Raw genomic sequence first — 19,077 nt, 5'->3', positions numbered from 1 at the left:
TACAGATTACGTAGCAGACTCGCGGATCTCGTCGAGCGTCCTCGGCTGCGTGAGCCGCCAGTGGTTGCCGAACGGATCGCGGAACGCGGCGTCGATCCCGTAGAACCGCTCCTCCGGCTCCTCGATGAACTCGACGCCGCGCGCCCTCAGCTCCTCGTAGGTCGCCCGGCAGTCATCGGTCCGGAGTGCGCCGAGCCCGAGGTAGCCCCGCGCGATCAGGCTGCGCAGCTGCCCCGCGATCGGTTCCTGGACCACGGGCGGCTCCGGCACGACGAGCATCATCGGCAGGTCGGGGCGGCCGGCCGGGTGCACGGTCAGCCAGCGGAAGCCGTCCATCTCGCGGTCGATCCCCACCTCGAAGTCGAGCACGTCCACGTAGAAGCGCTTGGCCTCGTCGAGGTCCAGGACGTTGAGGCAGACCAGAGCGAATCCGGTGATCATGGCTGGCGAGCGTACGGAGCGTGGGCCCGGACGAAGTCGTGCACTGCCGTGGCCAGCGCGTCCGGGGCGACGTCGTGGGTCTGACCGGGCAGCTCGCCGTAAGTCGCGCCGGGGATCGCGTCGACGGCGGCCTTGCCCACGGCACGGAACCAGTCCGGGCTCGCCCCGCCCGTGAACACCGCCGTGGTGGCAGTGATCGCGGCGAATCGCTCGCGGGGGACGCTCCCGTCGCCCATCACCTCTGCGTCGTAGGCGAGTGTGTGCGCGAGGCCCTCGCCCTGCGCCCAGTACGGCGACTGCCGGATGCCGGCGATCGCCTCGGCGGGCAGGCCGACCACGGTCATGAACAGCTCCAGTGCCTCGCCACGGCGGCCTTCGGCCAGGAGGGCGCGGGTCCGCTCCCCGTACTCGAGCGAGGCGCGCTGCGCGGCGGCGCCGAGCCGGAAGGGTGGCTCCCACATCACGAGGTGGCCGACCGGCAGGCCGGCCGCGGCGGCGTGGCCCGCCAGCACCGCGCCCGAGGAGAGTCCCACGACCACCGCGGAGCCGCCCGCCGCGGCGAGCAGGATCTCCAGGTCCTCGATCTCGCGGTCGACGGCGTAGGGCGGGGTGTCGGTGCTGTCGCCGCGGCCGCGCCGGTCGTAGTTCAGCACGGTGAAGTGGGCGGCGAGTCCCTCGGCCATGCGCGCGTCGACCGCGCGGTCACACGACGCGCCCGCTACGAGCACCAGCGGCGGCCCTGCGCCGATCTGGTCGAAGGCGATGGTCGTTCCGTCTTTCGAGGTCACAGTCTCCATGGCGGGAACGCTATGGGCGCGACCGTCGTCGCGGCTTCTCCGAAACCGCTCAACCCGCGGGACGCGTGTACCGGCGGACCAGGCACGACGGGATGGCGGCCAGGTCCTCGTGGTCGTGCGTCCGCGCGCGGTAGGACGTCGGGTTCTCCCCGACGAACCGCCGGAACTGGGTGCTGAACGAGCCGAGGCTGGTGAACCCGACGGCGAGGCAGACCTCGGTGACGGACAGCTCCCCGGCCCGGAGCAACGCCTTGGCCCGCTCCATCCGCCTGCGCAGCAGGTAGCGGTGGGGCGTCTCCCCGAAGGCCGCCTTGAACGACCGGCTGAAGTAGTCCTCGGAGACGTGCGCGCTCCGTGCGAGCGCGGGCACGTCGAGCGGCCCGGCGAAGGCGCGGTCGATCAGGTCCCGCACCCGCAACAGGTGCCGGGAGAGCGGGATCGCCGGCGGCGCCGTCACCCGGCCCACCGTAGTTCACCAACCGGCCGTCACGCGGAGCCGCTCCCGCCACAGCACCTCGGCCGGGCCGCCCGGCTCCCACTCGTGCGTGAACTCGATCAGCTCGGCACACCGGTCGACCATCGCCGCCTGCCGGTCACTCCACGAGAACGATGTTCCGTAGCCGGAGTACAGCGACGGGATCGCGGCCGTCTCGCCGGGGTGGTGCATCCGCACGATCCACTCGCACCACGAGAGATCGACCACCGGGTCGACGCCGGTCGAGGAGAACTCCCAGTCCAGCACGGCGGTGACGAGCAGCGAGTTCGGGTCGAGCAGCGTGTTGTTGGGGCCGAAGTCGCCGTGGCGGAACCCGGCGGAGTGGATGCGGCGCAGGACGCCGCCGCAGGCCGCGAGCACCCGGGCCGCGTGCCCTGCGGCGATCAGGTCCTGTCCGGGTCCGCCCGCGACGAACTCCAGCGTCAGGGTGCCGGGCGCCCGTCCCAGGACCGCGGGCACGGGAACGCTCCCGGCGATGGCCGTCAGCGCCGCGTACTCGCGCTCGGCCCGCTCGGCCGCCCGGGGACCGGCGTATCGCTTCCGGACCGTGGCACCGATCCTGACCGTGCTGTTGGTGTAGCCGTGCCTCAACGCCGGGTGTTGGGCAGCTCGCCGAGGTTCTTGATGGCGGTGTCGGCGGGCCCGGTGTCGACCAGCTGGTCGATCGGCGGCGCCTGGTTCTCGAGGATGCCGAGCTGGCGCATGGAGTCGACCGTGGAGCTGATCCGGGTCTTGTCGAGGCCGGTGTTCAACGGGAAGATCTGCCGCTGGGTCAGCAGGATGTCGTACGACTCGGCGATGATCGAGTCGTCGAAGCCGGTGGCGTCGGCGACGATCCGCACGGTCTCCGCCTTGTTGCTGTACATGTACCGGTGGGCCTTGGTGAGGGCCGTGAGCAGCCGGCTGGCCGTCTCCCGGTTGGCGTCGAGCCAGGCACGGGAGGCGAAGAACGTGCCGTAGTGGTAGTTCGGGACCACGTCGACGAGGTTCGTGAGGACGTGCAGGTTCGGGTAGGCGTGCGAGGCCGCGACCGCTTGCTCGGTCTGCAGGATCGCGGACTGGATGCGGCCGTCCACGAGTGCCGCCGTGTAGGACTGCGCGTCGACCGGGACGTACTGCACGTCGTTGGGCGTGAGCCCGCCCTGCTGGAGCACGAGCCGGGTCATGACCTCCCGGAACGCGCCCACCTCCTGCACCCCGACCGGGCGTCCGCGCAGGTCGGCGGGGGTGAGGATGTCCTTCGGGGTGACCGCGGAGACGGCCAGGCGGTCGCTGTACGCGCCGATGATGACCGTGTCGTCACCGTTGGCGGCGGAGTTCACCACCGGCTCGATGCTGGCCGCGCCGACGTCGAGCTGGCCGTCGGAGACGGCCTGCGCCACCGAGACCCCGGACTTCAGGTTCTGGATCTGGACCGCGACGCCGTAGTCGGCCAGGAAGCCCTTCTGCTGGGCGACGAGGATGTCGGCGTTGGCGAAGCTCGTGACGCCGGTGGGGAGGCCGATCCGCAGGATGGGCGGCCCGCTCGCGGCGGCCGCCTCGGGCTCCTGGCCCAGCGCCCCGCACCCCGCGGTGAGCGCGGACAACCCGACGAGCAGCACGGCGAGCAACCGGCGCGGTCGTGACGACATGGAAACCTCTCAGTCTCTCGCCGACCAGCGGACGACGCGGCGCTCGACGAACTCGAGGAGCGCGGTGACCAGCACACCGAGGGCCGCGATCACGAGGATGGGCACGAATGTGCGGTCGGTCCGGAAGCTGTTGGCGTTGGTGACGATCAGATACCCGAGCCCGGAGAAGGCCGTGAAGAACTCGGCCACGATGATGCCGATCAGCGCACGCCCGATCGCGAGCCGCAGGCCCGTGACGACGTACGGGAGCGCGGACGGCAGGATGAGGTCGAACCACATGCGACGCTCGCCCGAGCAGAACGAGCGGGCCACCTCGACGAGGTCGCGGTCGACCTCCTGCACCCCGCGCATGGTGTTGATCAGCACGGGGAAGAGCACGAACAGGGTGACGACGACCGTCTTGGCCGTGGGCCCGAACCCGAACCAGACCACGATCACCGGGATCAGCGCGACGGTCGGGGTGGCGTAGAGGGCGTTGAGCGGCAGCTCGATCAAGGTGGAGATGACCTGGTTGCGCCCGGCGGCCAGCCCGATCACGAGCCCCGCCGTGACGCCCATCAGCGAGCCGACACCCAGTACGACGAAGCTCTCCCCCATCGCCTTCGTCAGGGTGCCGTCGGCGATCATCTCGAAGGTGGCGCCGATGATCGCGGTGGGCGAGGACAGCAACACGGGGTTGATGGCGTTGCCGTAGAGCTCCCAGGCCACCGCGATGGCGAGCACGGACGCCAGCCGCAGGGCCCACTTCGTGGTGGGCGACAGCTGGCCGCGCGTGCGACGCGCGCTGCGGGGCCGGGCGGGCGAGGGGTCGGTGGCCGCCGCGCCGGTGTCCTTGCCGGTGCCCTTGGCCACGGTGGTCATGTGCGCTCCAGTACGCGGTCGGTGTCGCCCTGCAGGGCGTTCCACAGCTGCTCACGCAGGTCGGGGTACGACTCGTGGGACCGCACGGAGCGGGCCGACCGCGGCCGGGGGATGGACACCGGGACCTCGAGCGCGATGCGCCCCGGCGGGCCCTGGATGACGACGATCCGGTCGGCCATCAGGATGGCCTCGTCCACGTCGTGCGTGATGAGCATGGCCGTCATGCCCTGGTTCCGCTCCCAGAGCTGCAGCACCTCGTTCTGCAGCACCTCGCGGGTGATCGCGTCGACGGCGCTGAACGGCTCGTCGAGCAACAACAGCTCGGGTTCCATCGACAACGCGCGCGCGATCCCGACGCGCTGCTTCATCCCACCGGAGAGCTGGTGGGGATAGCGGTGCTGGGCGTCGGTGAGGTTCATGATCTCGAGCAGCTCGTCGACACGCTCGCCGTAGCCGGTGCGGCCCTGCACCCGGAGCCCGTACTCCACGTTGGCGCGCACGGTCTTCCACGGGAACAGGCCGAAGTGCTGGAAGACCATCGAGATCCGCGGCGTGGGCCCGACGATGTCGTCCCCGTCCAGCCGCACGGATCCCCCCGCCGGGGGCAGCAGGCCGGCCACGGACCGCAGGAGCGTGGTCTTGCCTCCGCCGGACGTGCCGATGATGCATACGAACTCGTGCTCGCCCACCGAGAGGTCGATGTCGTCGAGGATGTGGTTGCCACCCAGCGACACGGACAGGTGGTCGACGACGACCTTGGGCGTCGCTTCGTTCATCGGCCCCCCGCGGGCGTCACTGCTCTAGCCGGTGTCGGAGAAGACTACAGCGAGTTCAGAAACCCTTTACATTCCAGGCTACAATAGAGCCATTCGGGTTGCAGTGTCAACACTGTCGCTCACACAGCGATACCGACACGGTATTGGGCAGAACCTGGTATTTTCTCACAGCGCGGGAAATAGCCGCACATCGACCCCCGGCAGGCCGGCGAGAATCACCGGCGAATGCATCGATGGGATCGTCATCCGATCTCCCCGCTCATGGTCGACCGCCGGTATTCGCCCGGCGGAGTTCCGTGTGCGGCGCGGAACAGCCGGTAGAAGCTGGTGGTGTCGGCGAACCCCACCAGGCGGCGACCGCGCCGACCGGACGGGCGGCGAGGGCCGGGTCGGCGAGGTCACGGCGGCACCGGCCCAGCCGTCGCCCGCGGATCCATTCGGCGACGGTGTGCTCCTCCGCTCGAACAGCTTGTGCCTCGCACCTGATCGAGAACTTGATCTCGTACGCCGGTCGGCGGAACCGGGCGTGCGGCTGACCTCACCGGCCGTCGGGACCGGGCTGCGGGCGTAGCAGCGGACGCACGGGCATCGGCACCGCGTGCATCACACGACGAGGCCGCGGCGGTAGGCGTAGACCACCGCCTGCACGCGGTCGCGGAGGTCGAGCTTGGTGAGGATGCGCAACACGTACGTCTTCACGGTCTCCTGGCTGATCACCAACGTCGCGGCGATCTCGCTGTTGGACCGGCCGTCGGCGATGAGGCGCAGCACCTCCAGTTCGCGCGGGGTGAGCGCATCCTCCGGGGCGCCCTCCGCGGGACGGATCCGCGCCGCGTACCTGCCGACGAGCTGGCGCGTCACCTCGGGCGCCAGGAGGGCGGCACCGCTCGCGACGGTCCGGATGCCGTGCAGCAGCTGCGCGGGCGGGGCGTCCTTGAGCAGGAACCCGCTCGCCCCCGAACGCAACGCCTCGTACACGTACTCGTCGAGGTTGAACGTGGTCACCACGAGCACCTTGACCGGATCCGCCACCCCGGCGCCCGCCAGCAGGCGGGTCGCCTCGATGCCGTCGAGCACCGGCATCCGCACGTCCATCACCACCACGTCCGCGCGCAGCTCGCGGGCGAGGTCGACCGCGGTGCGCCCGTCCCCGGCCTCGCCCACCGCCTCGAGGTCGGGCTGGGCATCGATGATCGTCGTGAAGCCGGTGCGGATCAGCGCCTGGTCGTCGCAGACCAGCACCCGTACCGTCGTGCTCACGACGAGCTCCCCGTGGGGACGGACGCACGCACGACGAACCCGCCGCCCGCCCGCCGGTCCGCGCTGAACTCGCCGCCCAGGGCACCGACCCGTTCGCGGAGCCCGGCCAGGCCCCGCCCGCTCCCGCCGGGCGAGCCGGCACCCGAACCGGAGCCGTCGTTGCCGATCTCCACGGCGATCCCGCCCTCGCGGTAGTGGACGCGGACGACCGTGCGGCTGCCGTAGGCGTGCTTGAGCGCGTTCGTCAGTGACTCCTGCACGAGACCCGATAGACCGTGAGCTCGGCGCTGCCGGTCGGCTCGGCGGGCCTGCCCTCCTCGCTGAACTCGACCGGCTGCCCGGCCCGGCGCGTCTGCTCCACGAGGGGGAGCAGCTCGCCGCCGGGCGGCGTCCTGGGCCCGGCCTCGTGGTCGTGGTCGAGCACGTCGAGCAGGTGCCTCAGGTCGCTGATGGCCCGGCGGCCGGTGCCGGTGATGGCGGTGAGGGTCTCGTCGAGGCGATCGGGCACGGCGGTCACGTAGCGAGCCGCCTCCGCCTGCACCACCATCGCCGTCACGTGGTGGGTCACGACGTCGTGGAGTTCGCGGGCGATGCGGGCTCGTTCGGCGGCACGGGTGGCATCGGCCACGGCGCGTCGGCGGTCGGCCTCGGCCGCCCGGACGGAGCGCAGCCACGCCCCGATGGCCCACGCGGCGACGAGCGACAGGTAGAACACCACGAACCCGTCCGCCGTCTCCGGTGCGCGGGCGCACTGCTCCGAGCAGGTGGAGCGCGATCGCCAGCGCCACGTACACCGCGGAGAGCAGGACCGCGGTGGCGCGCCGGTGGCGTTCCAGGTGGGCACCCGCGCTCAGCAGCGCGATCGGCAGCGCACTGGCCGCCACCATGTGGTAGCTGAAGAGCTCGGCGACGACGAAGCCGAGCGACACGAGACCGAGGCACACCGCGGGCCACCGCCTGCGGACGGCGAGCGGGAGGCACTCGAGGGCGAGCACCACGGCGGCCACCGCGTCGAACGGACGGGCCGGCAGGTCGCCGACCTGCGTCTCATGGCCGTGGAACACCGGCAGGAACGACGCGGCGACGAGCAGCAGCGCGAGCGGGAGATCCCGAACCACGACGTCCGATCGCCGCCACAGGTCCGGGAGCCCCCGGAGATCGATCACCGGGGGAGGGTAGCGACCGCGCCGGAACGGGCGATGCGCCGGCGAAGGGGCACGATGCGGCCGCGGCGGTGGGCGAGCCACGAGAAGACGATCGTCAGCACCACGCCGCTCACCACCGTGTACAGGCTGGCCTCCGGCCCGAATTCCCCGCCGCTGAGCAGGGTCGGGCCCGACGTCACAGCGTTCAGCAGCCCCTGCGGCGTGCCGTTCCCGGAGACCTCGGCGCCGAAGACACCGGCCACGGTGAAGTTCCAACCGAAGTGCAGCCCGATCGGCAGCCACAGGCTGCGGGTGGCCGCATAGGCGGCGGCGAACATCCCGCCGGCCTCGAGCGCGATGGCGATCGCCCCCCACAGGTCGGCGTGCGGGTTGAGCAGGTGCGAGAGGCCGAACAGCACCGCGGTCAGCGCCAGCGCCATCCACGTTCCGGTCCGCTCCTCGACGATCCGGAACAGGATGCCGCGGTACACCACCTCCTCCGTCACCGCGGCGGCGGCCATGAAGCCGAACAGCCCGACCGGGCCGGTCACCGAGCCGAAGCCCTCGACCCGGTAGCCGCCGAGGAAAGCGATGTTCACGATGACGATCGCGCACATCCCGACGCCGATCAGCACGCCGCGACCGACGGCGGCGGGGGCACCGGCCGCCGCCACCTCCACCGGCGCGCGGCGTTCGCTCCACCGCACCGTCCAGGCGTACGTGACCACCGCGAGCACGGCTGTGGCAACACCGACGACCAGGGTGAGGAGCACGTTCCCGGCCACCGCACCGACCGCCCGGCCGCCGACGAAGGCGACCGCCGCGGCGGGAACGAGCTGCTTCAACAGACGCATGACGACTCCGTTGCGAGATTCCGCGGCCGAGCGCCGCGGCGACGCGGGGAACGCTATGGATCAGCGGGCCCGGAATCGTCACCGCACGGTGGACATTCGCGGGTAGCTCGCACGGGGGACACCGGGCGCCCTCAGTGCGCTCGCGCGTGGCTCTCCTCCACCGAGAGGCCGCGCAGCCGACCGTCGATGATCGACCAGAACCGGGGGCATCTCACCGGCTCGCCCGCCGGGCACCTGCGGCCGTGCTCGAGCGCGGCGCGGGCCACCTCGATGCGGTGTTGCTGTTCGGCCAGCTCGGCCAGCTTGCGATCGATCATCTCCTGCTGGCACCGCCGCCCGCCCGTGACGAAACGCCCGATCTCGGCCAGCGAGAACCCGATCTCCCGGAAGAAGACGACCAGGCCGACCTCCCTGACCGCCGACTCGGAGTACCGCCGTCGCCCCGCCGCCCTGACCGCGGGGCGCACCAGGCCCAGTTCGTCGTAGTACCGCAGCGTGGTGGCCGGCACCCCGGTGCGTTCGGACAGCTCGCCGATGGACAACGACGCCGCAGCGCGCTCGGTGGCAGGCATTGACTTCAAGCGTACTCGAAGTGCTGGGCTCACCCCCATGAACGAGAAGCCGGGGGTGGCGGGCGGCATCATGCTCTGGTGGGGGCACCACGGAGGGGTGGCGCAGTTCCACCGGCCGACCGGCGCGGTGGGGCACGTCGCGGGCTGGGTCATGGGACGGCGCTCGTCGAACGTGGCGCGCAACCGGTGGGCGGTGGAACTCCTGGACGTCCGGCCGACCGACCGCGTCATCGAGCTCGGCTGCGGTCCGGGCGTGGCCATCGCCGCCCTCGCCACCCGGGCGACCAGGGGATCGGTGGTCGGTGTCGACCACTCCCAGGTGATGATCCGCCAGGCCCGTCGCCGCAACAGGGCCGCGGTACGGGCCGGACGGGTACGCCTCGTCCACGCCCCCGTCGAGCGCCTGTCCGTCGGCGACGAGCCGTTCGACGCCGCGCTCGCGGTCAACACGGTCGGCATGTGGCCCGACCCGCCCACCCGGCTACGCGAGATCGCGCGGCTGTTGCGGCCCGGCGGGCGCATCGCGGTGGTGTCCCAACCGCGCTGTCCCGGGGCCACGGCGGCCACGTCGGCGGCCGCCGCCGCGGAGCTGGCGCGCCTGCTCACCGAGGCCGGCTTCGGGCACCTCCGAACCGAGGTGCTCGACCTCGACCCGCCGGTGGCGTGCGTCATCGGGCACGTGGCACCGTGACCGGGTACCGCTGGAGGACGGTCAGCGCCGGCCGACCCCCACCCAGCTGATCCCGGCGCGGCGCAGCACATCGGGGTCGAGCAGGTTGCGGCAGTCGACCACCACGCGGCCGGCGAGCGCCCCGGCGACCGCGCCCCAGTCCAGCGACCGGAACTCGGGCCATTCGGTGAGCACCACCAGCGCGTCCGCGTCCTTCGCGGCGAGCAGCGGCTCGTCGGCCACGGTGACGCCGTCGGTGACGCCGGGCACGGCGGCGGGGCAGCCGGGGTCGTAGGCCGTCAGCTCGGCGCCGCCGTCCCGCAGCAGCCGCGCGACGGCCAGCGCGGGCGAGTCGCGCAGATCGTTGGTGCCCGCCTTGAACGTGAGCCCGAGCAGGCCCAGGCGGCGGCCCGCGAGGTCACCGCCCACGGCGTCGGTGATCTTGTCGACCACGATCCGGCGCTGCCGCTCGTTCGTGGCGATGCTCGCGCTCACCAGCGGCAGCTCGATCCCGGCCGCCGCCGCCACCTGCACCAGCGCGTTCGTGTCCTTGGGCAGGCAGGAACCGCCCCATCCCGGGCCGGGCCGCAGGAACGCCTGCCCGATCCGCCGGTCGTGCCCCATGCCCTCGGTGACGTCCGCGACGTCGGCGCCGAGCACGTCGCACAGCTCGGCGAGCGCGTTGACGTACGACAGCTTCATCGCGAGGAAGCTGTTGGCCGCGTACTTCACCATCTCCGCGCTCGCCGCGTCGGTGAGCACCGTCGGCGCCCCGAGCCGCGAGTAGAGCGCGGCCACCCGCTCCGCGGCGTCCTGGGCGTCGCTGCCGACGACGATCCGGTCCGGGTGCAGGAAGTCGTGCACCGCGGAGCCCTCGCGGAGGAACTCCGGGTTGCTGACCACGGCGACGTCGCGGCGGTTCATCAGCTTCCGCGTGGCCTCCGCGGTGCCGACGGGCACCGTCGACTTGTTGACGACCACACAACCCGCCGGGAGCAGGTGCCGGATCTCGGCCGTCACGGCCCGCACGGCCGCCAGGTCGGCGGCCCCGCCCTCGCCCATCGGCGTAGGCACGCAGAGGAACACCACCTCGACCGGCTCGCCGTCGCGCCCGGCCACCGCGTCCCGCGCGCCCAGCACGAACTCCAGCCGCCCCGCGGCCCGGTTCTCCGCCACGAGCTCCGGCAGCCCCGGCTCCAGGATGTCGACGACGCCGTTGCGCAGCCGCTCGACCTTCGCCTCGTCGACGTCCGCACAGACCACGCGGTGGCCGAGCGAGGCGAGGCAGGCACCCGTCGTGAGGCCCACGTAGCCGGATCCGATCACCGCGATGCGCCGGGCGAACATGCCCGGCACACTCCCCCGACCGGATGGCCACGGCCTGGCTGGTCGGCGGCGCCCCGATGAAACGTCAGCGTCACTTCACACACCGTGTGCTTGTGAAGCCGGGGGTGCGACCTAGAGGTCCGCCGCCAGCGGGACCTCCTCGACGGCGCGCGAGGTCATCCACTCCCGCAGGGCGTGGGTGGCGTGGACGTCGTCAGCGTTGTAGGCGAGCAGCCGCTCCCGCTGCTGCGGGTCGGGCGGAGCGCCGTCCATGCCGACGGCGTTGCGGTACCAGCGCATGGAGTTCTCCCCACCGGCCTCCGGGTCGCGCCATGCGAAGCCCGCCGCCGGGGCGATGCGCTTGAGCCCCTTGCCCTGCGCGCACAGGAACCACTCGCTGACCACGGCGAACAGGTCGATCCAGCCCGGGTGGGCGATGAACTCCTCCACCTCGGCGGTGGGCGGGATGCCCGGCATCCCGGCGAACCGGGCGGCCGAGGCCAGCAGCCAACGGTTCTCCGCCTGCTCGTTGTAGCAGTAGGCCGCGAAGGTGCGCCCGGTGGCGGCGGCCCGCGCCCGCACCGCCGACAGCCACGTCCAGAACGCGGCGAACGACCGCGCCTCGTCCTGCGTGGGCACCGGGTCCCAGGTGGCGAACGCGCGGTAGCCGTCGGGCTCGTCGCCGGCCTGCCGGCCGCCCGGGTGGCGCAGCAGCGCGCCCCAGAGGTAGGCACCCGCCTCGCCGAAGCTCTCCATGTCGACGTCGACTTCGATGTCGGCCCGCACCACCGCGACCTGCGGTACCCGCCGCACGACCGCGAGCCCGCGCAGGCGCGCCCGCGCGAGCGCGACGAGGTCGGCGAACGGCAACCCGGGCACCTCCACCGGGGGTTCCGCCGCGGGGTCGAGCGCGGCGAGCTTCGCCACGGTGCCCACCCCGACCTCGCGCAGCACCCCCGCGTACTCGCCGCGCACGACGAGGCTGACGTCCTCCGCCCGCTCCAGCTCGGCCTCGCAGGTGGGCCACCAGGGGCAGCGCCGGCACTCCGTGATGCGCGACGGCTCGGCGAGCGCGGGCGCACCGGTGGCGGCCGCCGTGGCGACCGCGAGCCGGTCGGTGAAGCGCGCGTCGTACTCGGCGAGGGTGGACCGCCCGCCGGGCCAGTGGCCCGCGCGCAGGTCGTGCCACACGACGACGTCGGCGTCGAGGCCGATGACCCCGCCGTGGTCGCCGTGCCGGAGCCGGGGCTCCGCCGCCCAGCCCGCGGTGCGCAGCATGCGGTTGAGGTGGGCGAGACGCATCAGGTCGCGCGGCTGCGAGCGCACCTTGCGCTCCTCGTCGAGGCGGGCGCGCTGCGGCCACGGGGCGTCGAGCGCCGCCGTGACGGCGCCGGAGCCGGGATCGGTGATGCGGTGGCGCACGACGATGACCGGCACGTAGCCGCCACCAGGCACCCGGACCAGCAGCTCGGGGCTCCCGCGGCGGCCGGCCGCGCGATCGGTGGGCAGCGCGGCCCCCCAGATGAGCCGGGCACCGGCCGCCACGGCACGGGCCGTGGCCTCCACCCGCTCCGCGCCGGGCAGGCCGGCCGGGATCTCGCACCACTCGCCCCCGAGGTCTGCGGCCAGCCGGGCACCGATCTGCTCCCGGTGGGCGACGGCGTCGGCCCGGCGCTGCTCCAGGGCCGGATCCGGCATCGCCCGAGGCGCCGTGGCCGCCCCCGGATCGTGGTCCAGGTGGACGCGACGGCGGCAGCGCGTGGTGGCCGCGGCGTCGAGCACCGGGCCGCTCCCGACCGTGGGCTCCACGACGGGGTACCGGTTCTCGATCGCCGTCACATACCAGAGGGTAATGACACGTGCCGACAGTCCGAGCGGATCGGGCCGTCCCGCGCGGCGGGCCTCACCACATCGGGACACGCGCCGGTGTCGAGCCGCGCCTCCCGGGCCATGACCCCGTTAAGCTCGGGGACCGATCACCGGCACGAGGAGGACGAGCGGATGGGGCTGCGGCGACGCCGGTCGACGCCTGCGGCGGGCGACGCCATCGGGAGCGCGGACGCCGCGCCGACCGGTCGCGCCCGCAAACCGCTCACCGCGGCGCGGGCCAAACGCATGATCGGCGTCGGCAAGGCCGTCGCGCCCCTGCTCGCGCCGTACGCGCTCGCGGCCGCCACCGTCGCGCGCGACCGCTGGGACGCCTACCGCGCCGCCCGCCTCGGCGTGGAACCCGGCCAGCTCGCCGCGTACGCCGGGCCCGGCGGCGCGCTGCACGCCCGCCTGTCGCGGATGGCGGAAGCGCTCGACCGGCTCGAGTCCGGTGCCGAGGCGCACGGCAGCGACGCCGCGCGGCGCTTCGCCGCCGACACCCGCCCGCGCCTCGCCGACCTGGCCGTCGCCGTGCGCGCGGCCGAGCAGATGCCGACGCAGCGCCGCCGGACGGCCTACCGGTCCGTGGGCGCCGAGCTGGACCGGCTGGAGGTGGCCCTGCTCACGCACCTCGGCGTACGGGGCTGACGGTTCCCCGCACGACGCCCTGCGTCGAACGGGTGCGCTGGCTCCTCCACCCGCGCGACGGCTACCGTCGTGCCCCGTGACGAGCGGTCCGGGCGGTGGTGTGCTCCGGGGTGCCGTCCTGGCCGGGTTGAGCGCGCTGCTCGCGGCCGCCGGGCACGCGGCGGGCGGGGGCACGGTCCCCGACCTGGTGGCGCTCGTGCCGGTGCTCCCGCTGCTCGCCTGGGCGTTCACCGGGCTCGCGAGTCGCCGCCGGAGCCTCGTCGGCACGGTCGCGGTGCTCGCGGTGGGGCAGTTCGTGCTGCACACCACGATCGAGCTGCTGCACCCCGCCCACACGGGCTCCACGATGCTCGCGATGCACGCCGTGGCCACCGTCGTCACGGCGGTCGCCCTGCGCCACGCCGACCGCGGTGCCGCCGCGTTGGTGGCGGCGCTGCGGCGGGTGCTGCCCCGCCGCCTCCTCCCGCTCCCCGCGGACCGGCCGCTGCGGGTGTTCGCGGTGCCCGGACCCGCGGTTCCCGCGCGCCTCACCCGCGCCTTCGTCGTCGCCCACGCCCGGCGCGGCCCTCCGGTGACGTGCTGACCACGTCCGCACGTTCCACACCATCCACCGGAGAGCATCCATGCCCTCGTCCCTCCGCCGGGGCGCACTGCGCGCCGGCACCGTCCTCGTGGCCGCAGGTGCGGTCACGCTCGTCGGCGCGGCGCCGGCGTTCGCCCACGTGACCGCCCAGCCGGGCACGGCCGAGCAGGGCAGCTACGCCGTCGTCGCCCTGCGCGTCCCGACCGAATCCGACACGGCGGGCACCGTTTCCCTGCAGGTCACACTGCCCACCGACCACCCGATCACCTCGGTCCGCACCACCCCGCGCCCCGGCTGGACGGCCACCGTGGCCAAGGCACCGCTCGACCCGCCGGTCCAGTCCGACGGGCGGACGATCACCGAGGCGGTCCGCACCGTCACGTGGACCGCCGACCCCGGTGTCCGGATCGGTCCCGGGGAGTTCGCCGACTTCCCGCTGTCGCTCGGGCCGCTCCCGACGGACACGGACCGGCTCGTGCTGCCCGCCGTGCAGACCTACGACGACGGCGAGGTCGTCGCCTGGGACCAGTCGCCCGCCGCCGACGGGTCGGAACCGGAGCGACCGGCGCCCAGCGTCACGCTGACCCCGGCGACCGGCGACGACGAGACCCACGCCGCGGCCGCCGCCGCGGACCCGGGCGGTACGACCGACCCGACCGCCCGCTGGCTCGCCGGCAGCGGCCTGCTCGTCGGGGCGCTCGGGCTCGGGGCCGGGTTCGGTGCGGTGCTCCGGTCCCGCCGCTCCACGGGGGCGGACCGATGACCGCGCGGCTCCTGCGCACCGTGGCGATCGGCGTGCTCGCCGGCCTCGCGCTGCTGCTCGGCGCAACCCCGGCCCTCGCGCACGCCCGGCTGCAGGGCAGCGACCCGGCCGACGGGGCGAGCCTCGAGGCCGCACCGGAACGCGTCACCCTGACCTTCAACGAGGCGATGACCGCCGGGTTCAACACGGTCACCGTGGTGGGCCCCGACCAGGGCCACTACGAGACCGGGGACGTCGCCGTCGACGGCTCGTCGGTGAGCGTCGCGGTGCGGCCGCTCGGCCCGGCCGGCCGGTACGAGATCGGCTATCGCGTGGTGTCCGCCGACGGCCACCCGATCAGCGGCAGCGTCGGCTTCACCCTGACCACGCCCGGCACGGGCGCGCCCGCCGCGGCAGCGCCCTCCGCGAGCGCGCCCGCCCCGACGGCCGGTGCCGCGCCGGCACCCTCGGCCGCCGAACCGGCCGACGGCGGTGGCGGCAGCCCGGTGTGGCCGTGGATCGTCGGCGCGGTCGTGCTCGTCGGGGGCGGGGTCGTCGCGGCGCTCCGGCTGGGCCGGGGATGACCCCGCCGACCGCGGGTCCCCGCACGCTCGACCGGCTGCGCCCGGCCGGGTGGACCGGGCTCGCGGTCGGTGCCGCGCTGGCGGCGAGCCTGCTCACCGGCGCGCTGGCCGGCACCACCCTGCCGGTGCTGATCGGGACGTCGGTCACCCGGTCCGGGATGGACGTCGCGGGTATCGCGGCCGTCGGGCTCACCGTGCTGGCGCTCCTGCTGCCAGCGGCCCGCCACGTGCCGGGCTCGGCTCTGCGCGCGCTCGACCGCGTGCGGGCCACCGCCGACCGCGCGCTCGTCGCCGTGGCGGGCGCGTGGTTGGTGCTCGTGCTGGTCGGGATCATGTTCCGGACGGCCGACGCGTTCGGCAGGCCGGTCGGGCAGCTGAGCGGCGGCGACATCGGCAGCTTCGTCACCGAGCTGGCCGGCGGGCGAGGGCTCCTGCTCACGGCGGGGTGCATCGCGGCGCTCCTCGTCTGCGCTGCCCTACGGCTGCGCGACCGCGCGCTCGTGCAGGCCCGCGTGCCGCTGGTGGCGGCGCTGCTGGGGCTCGTCACGCCGGCGGTCACCGGGCACGCGGGCACCCACCCCGACCACCAGCTCGCGATCATGTCGATCGGGGTGCACGTGGTCGCCGCCGCGCTCTGGGTGGGCGGGCTGGCGCTCGTGCTGGCGCTCGTGGCGCGACACCGCGCCCTGCTCGACGCCGTCCTGCCCCGGTTCTCGCGGCTCGCGGGCTGGTGCATCGGCGCCGTCGCGCTGACGGGCCTGCTCACCGCCGTGATCCGGCTCGAGACGTGGGACGCGGTCGTCACCACGCGCTACGGCGTGCTCGTGCTCGCGAAGATCACGTGCCTCGCGCTGCTCGGCGTGCTCGGCGGGCTCCACCGACGGAGGCTGGCCGCCGGGCGCGTCCCGGTGCTGCGCTGGGCCGCCGTCGAGGTGGGGGTCATGGCCGCCACGATCGGCATCGCGGCCGCGCTCTCCCAGTCGGCTTAGGAACGGTAGGTCTCCAGCAACCGCAGCCACACCTCGCTCATCGTGGGGAACGCCGGCACGGCGTGCCACAGCCGGCCCAGCGGAACCTCCCCGACGATGGCGATGGTGGCCGCGTGGATCATCTCGGCCACGTCCTGCCCCACGAACGTCACACCGACCAGAACTCCTCGGGCGGTGTCGACCACCATCCGCGCGGCGCCGTCGTAGTCGTCGGCCTGCAACGACGACCCGGCGACGGCGATCGGGATGTCGACCACCCGCACATCGATGCCCGCGGCGCGAGCCTGCGCCTCCGTGCGCCCGGCCGAGGCCACCTCCGGGTCCGTGAACACCACCTGCGGGACCGCGACGTGGTCGGCCGTGGCGGCGTGCTCGCCCCACGGACCGGCGTCGAGCGCCTCACCCGCCGCGCGGGCACCGATGGCGGCGCCGACGATCCGCCCCGCGTACTTGCCCTGGTGGGTGAGCAGGGCCCGGCCGGTGACGTCGCCCGCGGCGTACAGCCACTCGCCCGCGACGCCCTCGACCAGCCCGGTGTCGTCCACGGCGAGCGGCTTCCCGGGTTCGAGGCCGACCGCGTCCACCCCGATCGACGCGGTGTTGGGCCGGCGCCCGGTGGCCACGAGCAGCTCGTCGACCACGGCCGTGCCGTCCTCCGTGCGCAGCTCGATCTGGTCGCCCGCAGCGGCCACCGACTCGAGCCGGTGCTCCAGCCGCACGTCGACGCCCTCCGCGCGCATGGCGGCCGCCACGCGCTCACCGGCGAACGGCTCCATCGCCGGCAGCAACCGCGGGCCGCGCTGCAGGAGCACGACCTCCGAGCCGAGGCGCCGGAACGCCTGCGCCATCTCGCAGCCGACCACGCCCCCGCCGAGCACACCCAGCCGGGGTGGGATCTCCTTGGCCGACGTGGCGTCGCGCGAACCCCAGGTGCGCACCCGGTCGAGCCCGGGCACGGGCGGTGTGGTCGGCACGCTCCCGGTGGACACCACGACGGCCCTGCGGGCCACGAGCGTCTCCCGGCCGGACGGGCCGTCGACCTCCACGGTGCGCTCGCCCACGAGTCGGCCCGTCCCGCGCAGCACCCGGATGCCGGCGCCGGTGGCCCACTGCACCTGGCTCTCGTCGTCCCAGTCGTGGGTGAACGAGTCGCGGCGCGCGAGCACGGCCGCCGGGTCGAAGTCGACCGTGGTACCCGGCAGCCTCCGCACGGCGGCCACCGCGTGCCCGGTGCGCAGCAGCGTCTTCGACGGGATGCACGCCCAGAACGAGCACTCGCCGCCGAGCAGCTCCGACTCGACGATCAACGCCGAGAGCCCGGCCCGGACGGCGTAGTCGGCGGCGTTCTCGCCCACCGGCCCGCCCCCGAGCACGATCACGTCGACGTCGGCCATCAGGACACCCCCGCCACGGCCTCGTGCACGTCGCTCTCCCCTTCGCGCAGTTCCAGGACCTTGCCCGCACTGCCGGGTGCATCCAGCAGCGCGACGAGCACGGCCGCCGTGTCGTCGCGGGTGACGCTGCCGCGCGGCACCGGCGGAGGCGCGAGCAGCACCCGCCCGACCCCCGGGTCGTCGGTGAGCGAGCCCGGGCGCAGGATCGTCCAGTCGAGGTGGTCGGCGGCCCGGATCGCGTCCTCCGCCGCCTTCTTCGCGGCGATGTAGGCCGCCCACACCTCGCCGCGGTCCGGCGCAGCCGGCTCGTCGACGCCCGTCGACGACACCAGCAGGTACCGCCGCACGCCCGCGATCCGCGCCGCGTCGGCGAGCAGCAGCGCGGCGGCCCGGTCGACCGTGTCCTTGCGGGCGACCCCGCTGCCCGGCCCGGCGCCTGCGGCGAACACGACGGCGTCGGCGCCCGCCAGCACGGCCGCGAGCTCGTCCGCCCGCGCTGCCTCCAGGTCGAGTACGGCGGCGGTGGCACCGGCCCGTTCCAGGTCGGGCCGGTGGTCGGGGTTGCGCACCACCCCGGTGACCACGTCCCCCCGCCCGGCGAGCAACGCGGCCAGCCGCAACCCGATCTTCCCGTGTCCTCCCGCGATCACTACCTGCACGGGCGTGACGCTAGCGCCGTCACCGGCTCGGCCGCAGGGTCCATACGACGGTCATGCGGGTGGTTTCGCGGTTGTCGCCGTCGGTGATGGTGACGTCGATCCCGAACTCGGGGCGGGCGCCCGCGGCGAGCTCGGCCAGCACGTCCGGGGCCGGCCTGCCGAGGACGGCCACCGCGGTGAGCGGGCCGCGCGCGATGCGCTGGTAGGCGACCTGCGACCGGACGGGGAGCGGGGTCGCCCGCTCCATCCTGGACGCGAAGGCCGCCAGCGTGACGGCTCCGGTGGCGGTCTCGCCCAACCCGAAGATCATCGCCGCGTGCGGGCCGCCGACGTGGTTGCGCAGCTCCGGGTCGTCGGGCAGGTGCAGGACCGCCCGCTCCGGCGTGACCTCGGCGAACTCGATCCCGACCGTGCGCACCCACGGCACGGTCTGCTGCATCGCGGCGCCGACCCAATTCAGCTCTGTCGTCACGAACCAGAGGCTACTGGCCGGTAACCACTATCGGGAACGCCCTGGCCGCAGGCCCGAACCTCACCGGAGGGGGAGGCGATACGCCCGATTTCCCACTCCGCGGAATCGGCGCGGTTGAGGTCGTCCGCGGACGGCGCGTGGAATCTGGGTACGGCGACGACGCCACGAGGAGGTGCCCTGGTGAAGGCCGTACGGGTGCACGACTACCACACGGATCCGAAGATCGACGACATCGAGGAGCCGCGGATCCAGGGGCCGCTCGATGTGATCGTGAAGGTCGGTGGGGCCGGGGTGTGCCGCACCGATCT

At 73.9% G+C, this 19,077-nt stretch carries 23 protein-coding genes and 1 pseudogene; 7 read left to right on the top strand and 17 right to left on the bottom strand.

Features of this window, described 5'->3' with window-relative positions; all coding sequences use genetic code 11:
- Positions 1-6 precede the first annotated feature (6 nt).
- The 12 genes from ABEA81_RS21520 to ABEA81_RS21465 all read right to left on the bottom strand — a co-directional run bounded on the left by ABEA81_RS21520 (position 7) and on the right by ABEA81_RS21465 (position 8,833).
- Positions 7-441, bottom strand: coding sequence for a VOC family protein (locus tag ABEA81_RS21520; RefSeq protein ID WP_345607060.1), 435 nt, complete (start codon positions 439-441; stop codon positions 7-9).
- The gene (locus ABEA81_RS21515; RefSeq protein WP_345607059.1) at positions 438-1,238 is read right to left on the bottom strand and encodes an alpha/beta fold hydrolase; all 801 of its coding nucleotides are present in this window, start codon (positions 1,236-1,238) and stop codon (positions 438-440) included. Before ABEA81_RS21515 ends, ABEA81_RS21520 begins: the two co-directional genes overlap by 4 nt.
- 49 nt (positions 1,239-1,287) lie before the next feature.
- The gene (locus tag ABEA81_RS21510) at positions 1,288-1,695 is read right to left on the bottom strand and encodes a helix-turn-helix transcriptional regulator (RefSeq protein WP_345607058.1); all 408 of its coding nucleotides are present in this window, start codon (positions 1,693-1,695) and stop codon (positions 1,288-1,290) included.
- 15 nt (positions 1,696-1,710) lie between these two features.
- Positions 1,711-2,325: a phosphotransferase gene (locus tag ABEA81_RS21505; protein ID WP_345607057.1), complete on the bottom strand. Its 615-nt coding sequence runs from the start codon at positions 2,323-2,325 to the stop codon at positions 1,711-1,713.
- Positions 2,322-3,365 (bottom strand): ABC transporter substrate-binding protein, encoded by a 1,044-nt coding sequence (locus tag ABEA81_RS21500; RefSeq protein WP_345607056.1) that lies wholly within the window; start codon positions 3,363-3,365, stop codon positions 2,322-2,324. Before ABEA81_RS21500 ends, ABEA81_RS21505 begins: the two co-directional genes overlap by 4 nt.
- A 9-nt stretch (positions 3,366-3,374) precedes the next feature.
- Complete coding sequence (locus tag ABEA81_RS21495; RefSeq protein WP_345607055.1) at positions 3,375-4,226, bottom strand: ABC transporter permease; 852 nt, start codon at positions 4,224-4,226, stop codon at positions 3,375-3,377.
- Positions 4,223-5,002: an ABC transporter ATP-binding protein gene (locus ABEA81_RS21490; protein ID WP_345607054.1), complete on the bottom strand. Its 780-nt coding sequence runs from the start codon at positions 5,000-5,002 to the stop codon at positions 4,223-4,225. The genes ABEA81_RS21495 and ABEA81_RS21490 overlap by 4 nt, the downstream gene beginning before the upstream one ends.
- A 603-nt stretch (positions 5,003-5,605) precedes the next feature.
- Positions 5,606-6,262, bottom strand: coding sequence for a response regulator transcription factor (locus ABEA81_RS21485; protein WP_345607053.1), 657 nt, complete (start codon positions 6,260-6,262; stop codon positions 5,606-5,608).
- A complete protein-coding gene (locus tag ABEA81_RS21480; protein ID WP_345607052.1) occupies positions 6,259-6,522 on the bottom strand; it encodes an ATP-binding protein in 264 nt (87 codons plus the stop codon). The genes ABEA81_RS21485 and ABEA81_RS21480 overlap by 4 nt, the downstream gene beginning before the upstream one ends.
- The gene (locus ABEA81_RS21475) at positions 6,507-6,980 is read right to left on the bottom strand and encodes a histidine kinase dimerization/phosphoacceptor domain-containing protein (RefSeq protein ID WP_345607050.1); all 474 of its coding nucleotides are present in this window, start codon (positions 6,978-6,980) and stop codon (positions 6,507-6,509) included. Before ABEA81_RS21475 ends, ABEA81_RS21480 begins: the two co-directional genes overlap by 16 nt.
- A 444-nt stretch (positions 6,981-7,424) precedes the next feature.
- On the bottom strand, positions 7,425-8,261 hold the full coding sequence (locus ABEA81_RS21470; protein WP_345607049.1) for a CPBP family intramembrane glutamic endopeptidase: 837 nt from the start codon (positions 8,259-8,261) through the stop codon (positions 7,425-7,427).
- A gap of 131 nt (positions 8,262-8,392) precedes the next feature.
- Positions 8,393-8,833, bottom strand: coding sequence for a MerR family transcriptional regulator (locus tag ABEA81_RS21465; protein ID WP_345607047.1), 441 nt, complete (start codon positions 8,831-8,833; stop codon positions 8,393-8,395).
- A 37-nt stretch (positions 8,834-8,870) separates the two neighbouring features.
- On the opposite strand from ABEA81_RS21465, the gene ABEA81_RS21460 reads away from it, so the two are divergent.
- Positions 8,871-9,524 (top strand): class I SAM-dependent methyltransferase, encoded by a 654-nt coding sequence (locus ABEA81_RS21460; protein WP_345607045.1) that lies wholly within the window; start codon positions 8,871-8,873, stop codon positions 9,522-9,524.
- Positions 9,525-9,545: 21 nt separating this feature from the next.
- Here the strand turns inward: ABEA81_RS21460 and ABEA81_RS21455 are convergent, their stop codons facing one another.
- Both ABEA81_RS21455 and ABEA81_RS21450 read right to left on the bottom strand, forming a co-directional pair.
- Positions 9,546-10,850: a UDP-glucose dehydrogenase family protein gene (locus ABEA81_RS21455; protein ID WP_345607044.1), complete on the bottom strand. Its 1,305-nt coding sequence runs from the start codon at positions 10,848-10,850 to the stop codon at positions 9,546-9,548.
- 111 nt (positions 10,851-10,961) lie between these two features.
- Positions 10,962-12,668, bottom strand: a complete 1,707-nt coding sequence (locus tag ABEA81_RS21450; protein WP_345607043.1) for a TM0106 family RecB-like putative nuclease — start codon at positions 12,666-12,668, stop codon at positions 10,962-10,964.
- 111 nt (positions 12,669-12,779) lie between these two features.
- On the opposite strand from ABEA81_RS21450, the gene ABEA81_RS21445 reads away from it, so the two are divergent.
- From ABEA81_RS21445 to ABEA81_RS21425, 5 genes are all read left to right on the top strand, one after another.
- Positions 12,780-13,346, top strand: a complete 567-nt coding sequence (locus ABEA81_RS21445; RefSeq protein ID WP_345607042.1) for a DUF6474 family protein — start codon at positions 12,780-12,782, stop codon at positions 13,344-13,346.
- A 76-nt stretch (positions 13,347-13,422) separates the two neighbouring features.
- Complete coding sequence (locus ABEA81_RS21440) at positions 13,423-13,929, top strand: hypothetical protein (RefSeq protein ID WP_345607041.1); 507 nt, start codon at positions 13,423-13,425, stop codon at positions 13,927-13,929.
- Positions 13,930-13,969: 40 nt separating this feature from the next.
- The gene (locus ABEA81_RS21435; RefSeq protein WP_345607040.1) at positions 13,970-14,692 is read left to right on the top strand and encodes a YcnI family copper-binding membrane protein; all 723 of its coding nucleotides are present in this window, start codon (positions 13,970-13,972) and stop codon (positions 14,690-14,692) included.
- Complete coding sequence (locus tag ABEA81_RS21430; RefSeq protein ID WP_345607039.1) at positions 14,689-15,255, top strand: copper resistance CopC family protein; 567 nt, start codon at positions 14,689-14,691, stop codon at positions 15,253-15,255. Before ABEA81_RS21435 ends, ABEA81_RS21430 begins: the two co-directional genes overlap by 4 nt.
- Positions 15,252-16,244: a copper resistance D family protein gene (locus tag ABEA81_RS21425; protein ID WP_345607038.1), complete on the top strand. Its 993-nt coding sequence runs from the start codon at positions 15,252-15,254 to the stop codon at positions 16,242-16,244. Before ABEA81_RS21430 ends, ABEA81_RS21425 begins: the two co-directional genes overlap by 4 nt.
- Here the strand turns inward: ABEA81_RS21425 and ABEA81_RS21420 are convergent.
- Genes ABEA81_RS21420 through ABEA81_RS21410 form a run of 3 tightly spaced genes read right to left on the bottom strand, consistent with a single transcriptional unit; the run spans position 16,241 to position 18,769 of the window.
- The gene (locus tag ABEA81_RS21420; protein ID WP_345607037.1) at positions 16,241-17,638 is read right to left on the bottom strand and encodes a dihydrolipoyl dehydrogenase family protein; all 1,398 of its coding nucleotides are present in this window, start codon (positions 17,636-17,638) and stop codon (positions 16,241-16,243) included. The two genes, ABEA81_RS21425 and ABEA81_RS21420, sit on opposite strands and share 4 nt — an antisense overlap.
- On the bottom strand, positions 17,638-18,297 hold the full coding sequence (locus tag ABEA81_RS21415) for an NAD(P)H-binding protein (RefSeq protein ID WP_345607036.1): 660 nt from the start codon (positions 18,295-18,297) through the stop codon (positions 17,638-17,640). Before ABEA81_RS21415 ends, ABEA81_RS21420 begins: the two co-directional genes overlap by 1 nt.
- A 19-nt stretch (positions 18,298-18,316) precedes the next feature.
- Complete coding sequence (locus ABEA81_RS21410; RefSeq protein ID WP_345607035.1) at positions 18,317-18,769, bottom strand: DUF4442 domain-containing protein; 453 nt, start codon at positions 18,767-18,769, stop codon at positions 18,317-18,319.
- Positions 18,770-18,949: 180 nt separating this feature from the next.
- Here ABEA81_RS21410 and ABEA81_RS21405 point away from each other — a divergent pair.
- A pseudogene (locus ABEA81_RS21405) lies at positions 18,950-19,077 on the top strand (NAD(P)-dependent alcohol dehydrogenase); the annotation flags it as partial.

Source organism: Pseudonocardia adelaidensis (assembly GCF_039543345.1).
Classification (GTDB): Bacteria; Actinomycetota; Actinomycetes; order Mycobacteriales; family Pseudonocardiaceae; genus Pseudonocardia; species Pseudonocardia adelaidensis.
Note: the sequence above shows the minus strand (reverse complement) of the source record. Positions and strands in the feature narration are given on the sequence as shown.

Coding starts and splice junctions, on each gene's coding strand:
- ABEA81_RS21520 (WP_345607060.1), bottom strand. CDS start 441: ATGATCACCGGATTCGCTCTGGTCTGCCTCAACGTCCTGGACCTCGAC.
- ABEA81_RS21515 (WP_345607059.1), bottom strand. CDS start 1,238: ATGGAGACTGTGACCTCGAAAGACGGAACGACCATCGCCTTCGACCAG.
- ABEA81_RS21500 (WP_345607056.1), bottom strand. CDS start 3,365: ATGTCGTCACGACCGCGCCGGTTGCTCGCCGTGCTGCTCGTCGGGTTG.
- ABEA81_RS21495 (WP_345607055.1), bottom strand. CDS start 4,226: ATGACCACCGTGGCCAAGGGCACCGGCAAGGACACCGGCGCGGCGGCC.
- ABEA81_RS21490 (WP_345607054.1), bottom strand. CDS start 5,002: ATGAACGAAGCGACGCCCAAGGTCGTCGTCGACCACCTGTCCGTGTCG.
- ABEA81_RS21470 (WP_345607049.1), bottom strand. CDS start 8,261: ATGCGTCTGTTGAAGCAGCTCGTTCCCGCCGCGGCGGTCGCCTTCGTC.
- ABEA81_RS21465 (WP_345607047.1), bottom strand. CDS start 8,833: ATGCCTGCCACCGAGCGCGCTGCGGCGTCGTTGTCCATCGGCGAGCTG.
- ABEA81_RS21460 (WP_345607045.1), top strand. CDS start 8,871: ATGAACGAGAAGCCGGGGGTGGCGGGCGGCATCATGCTCTGGTGGGGG.
- ABEA81_RS21455 (WP_345607044.1), bottom strand. CDS start 10,850: ATGTTCGCCCGGCGCATCGCGGTGATCGGATCCGGCTACGTGGGCCTC.
- ABEA81_RS21445 (WP_345607042.1), top strand. CDS start 12,780: ATGACCCCGTTAAGCTCGGGGACCGATCACCGGCACGAGGAGGACGAG.
- ABEA81_RS21435 (WP_345607040.1), top strand. CDS start 13,970: ATGCCCTCGTCCCTCCGCCGGGGCGCACTGCGCGCCGGCACCGTCCTC.
- ABEA81_RS21430 (WP_345607039.1), top strand. CDS start 14,689: ATGACCGCGCGGCTCCTGCGCACCGTGGCGATCGGCGTGCTCGCCGGC.
- ABEA81_RS21425 (WP_345607038.1), top strand. CDS start 15,252: ATGACCCCGCCGACCGCGGGTCCCCGCACGCTCGACCGGCTGCGCCCG.
- ABEA81_RS21420 (WP_345607037.1), bottom strand. CDS start 17,638: ATGGCCGACGTCGACGTGATCGTGCTCGGGGGCGGGCCGGTGGGCGAG.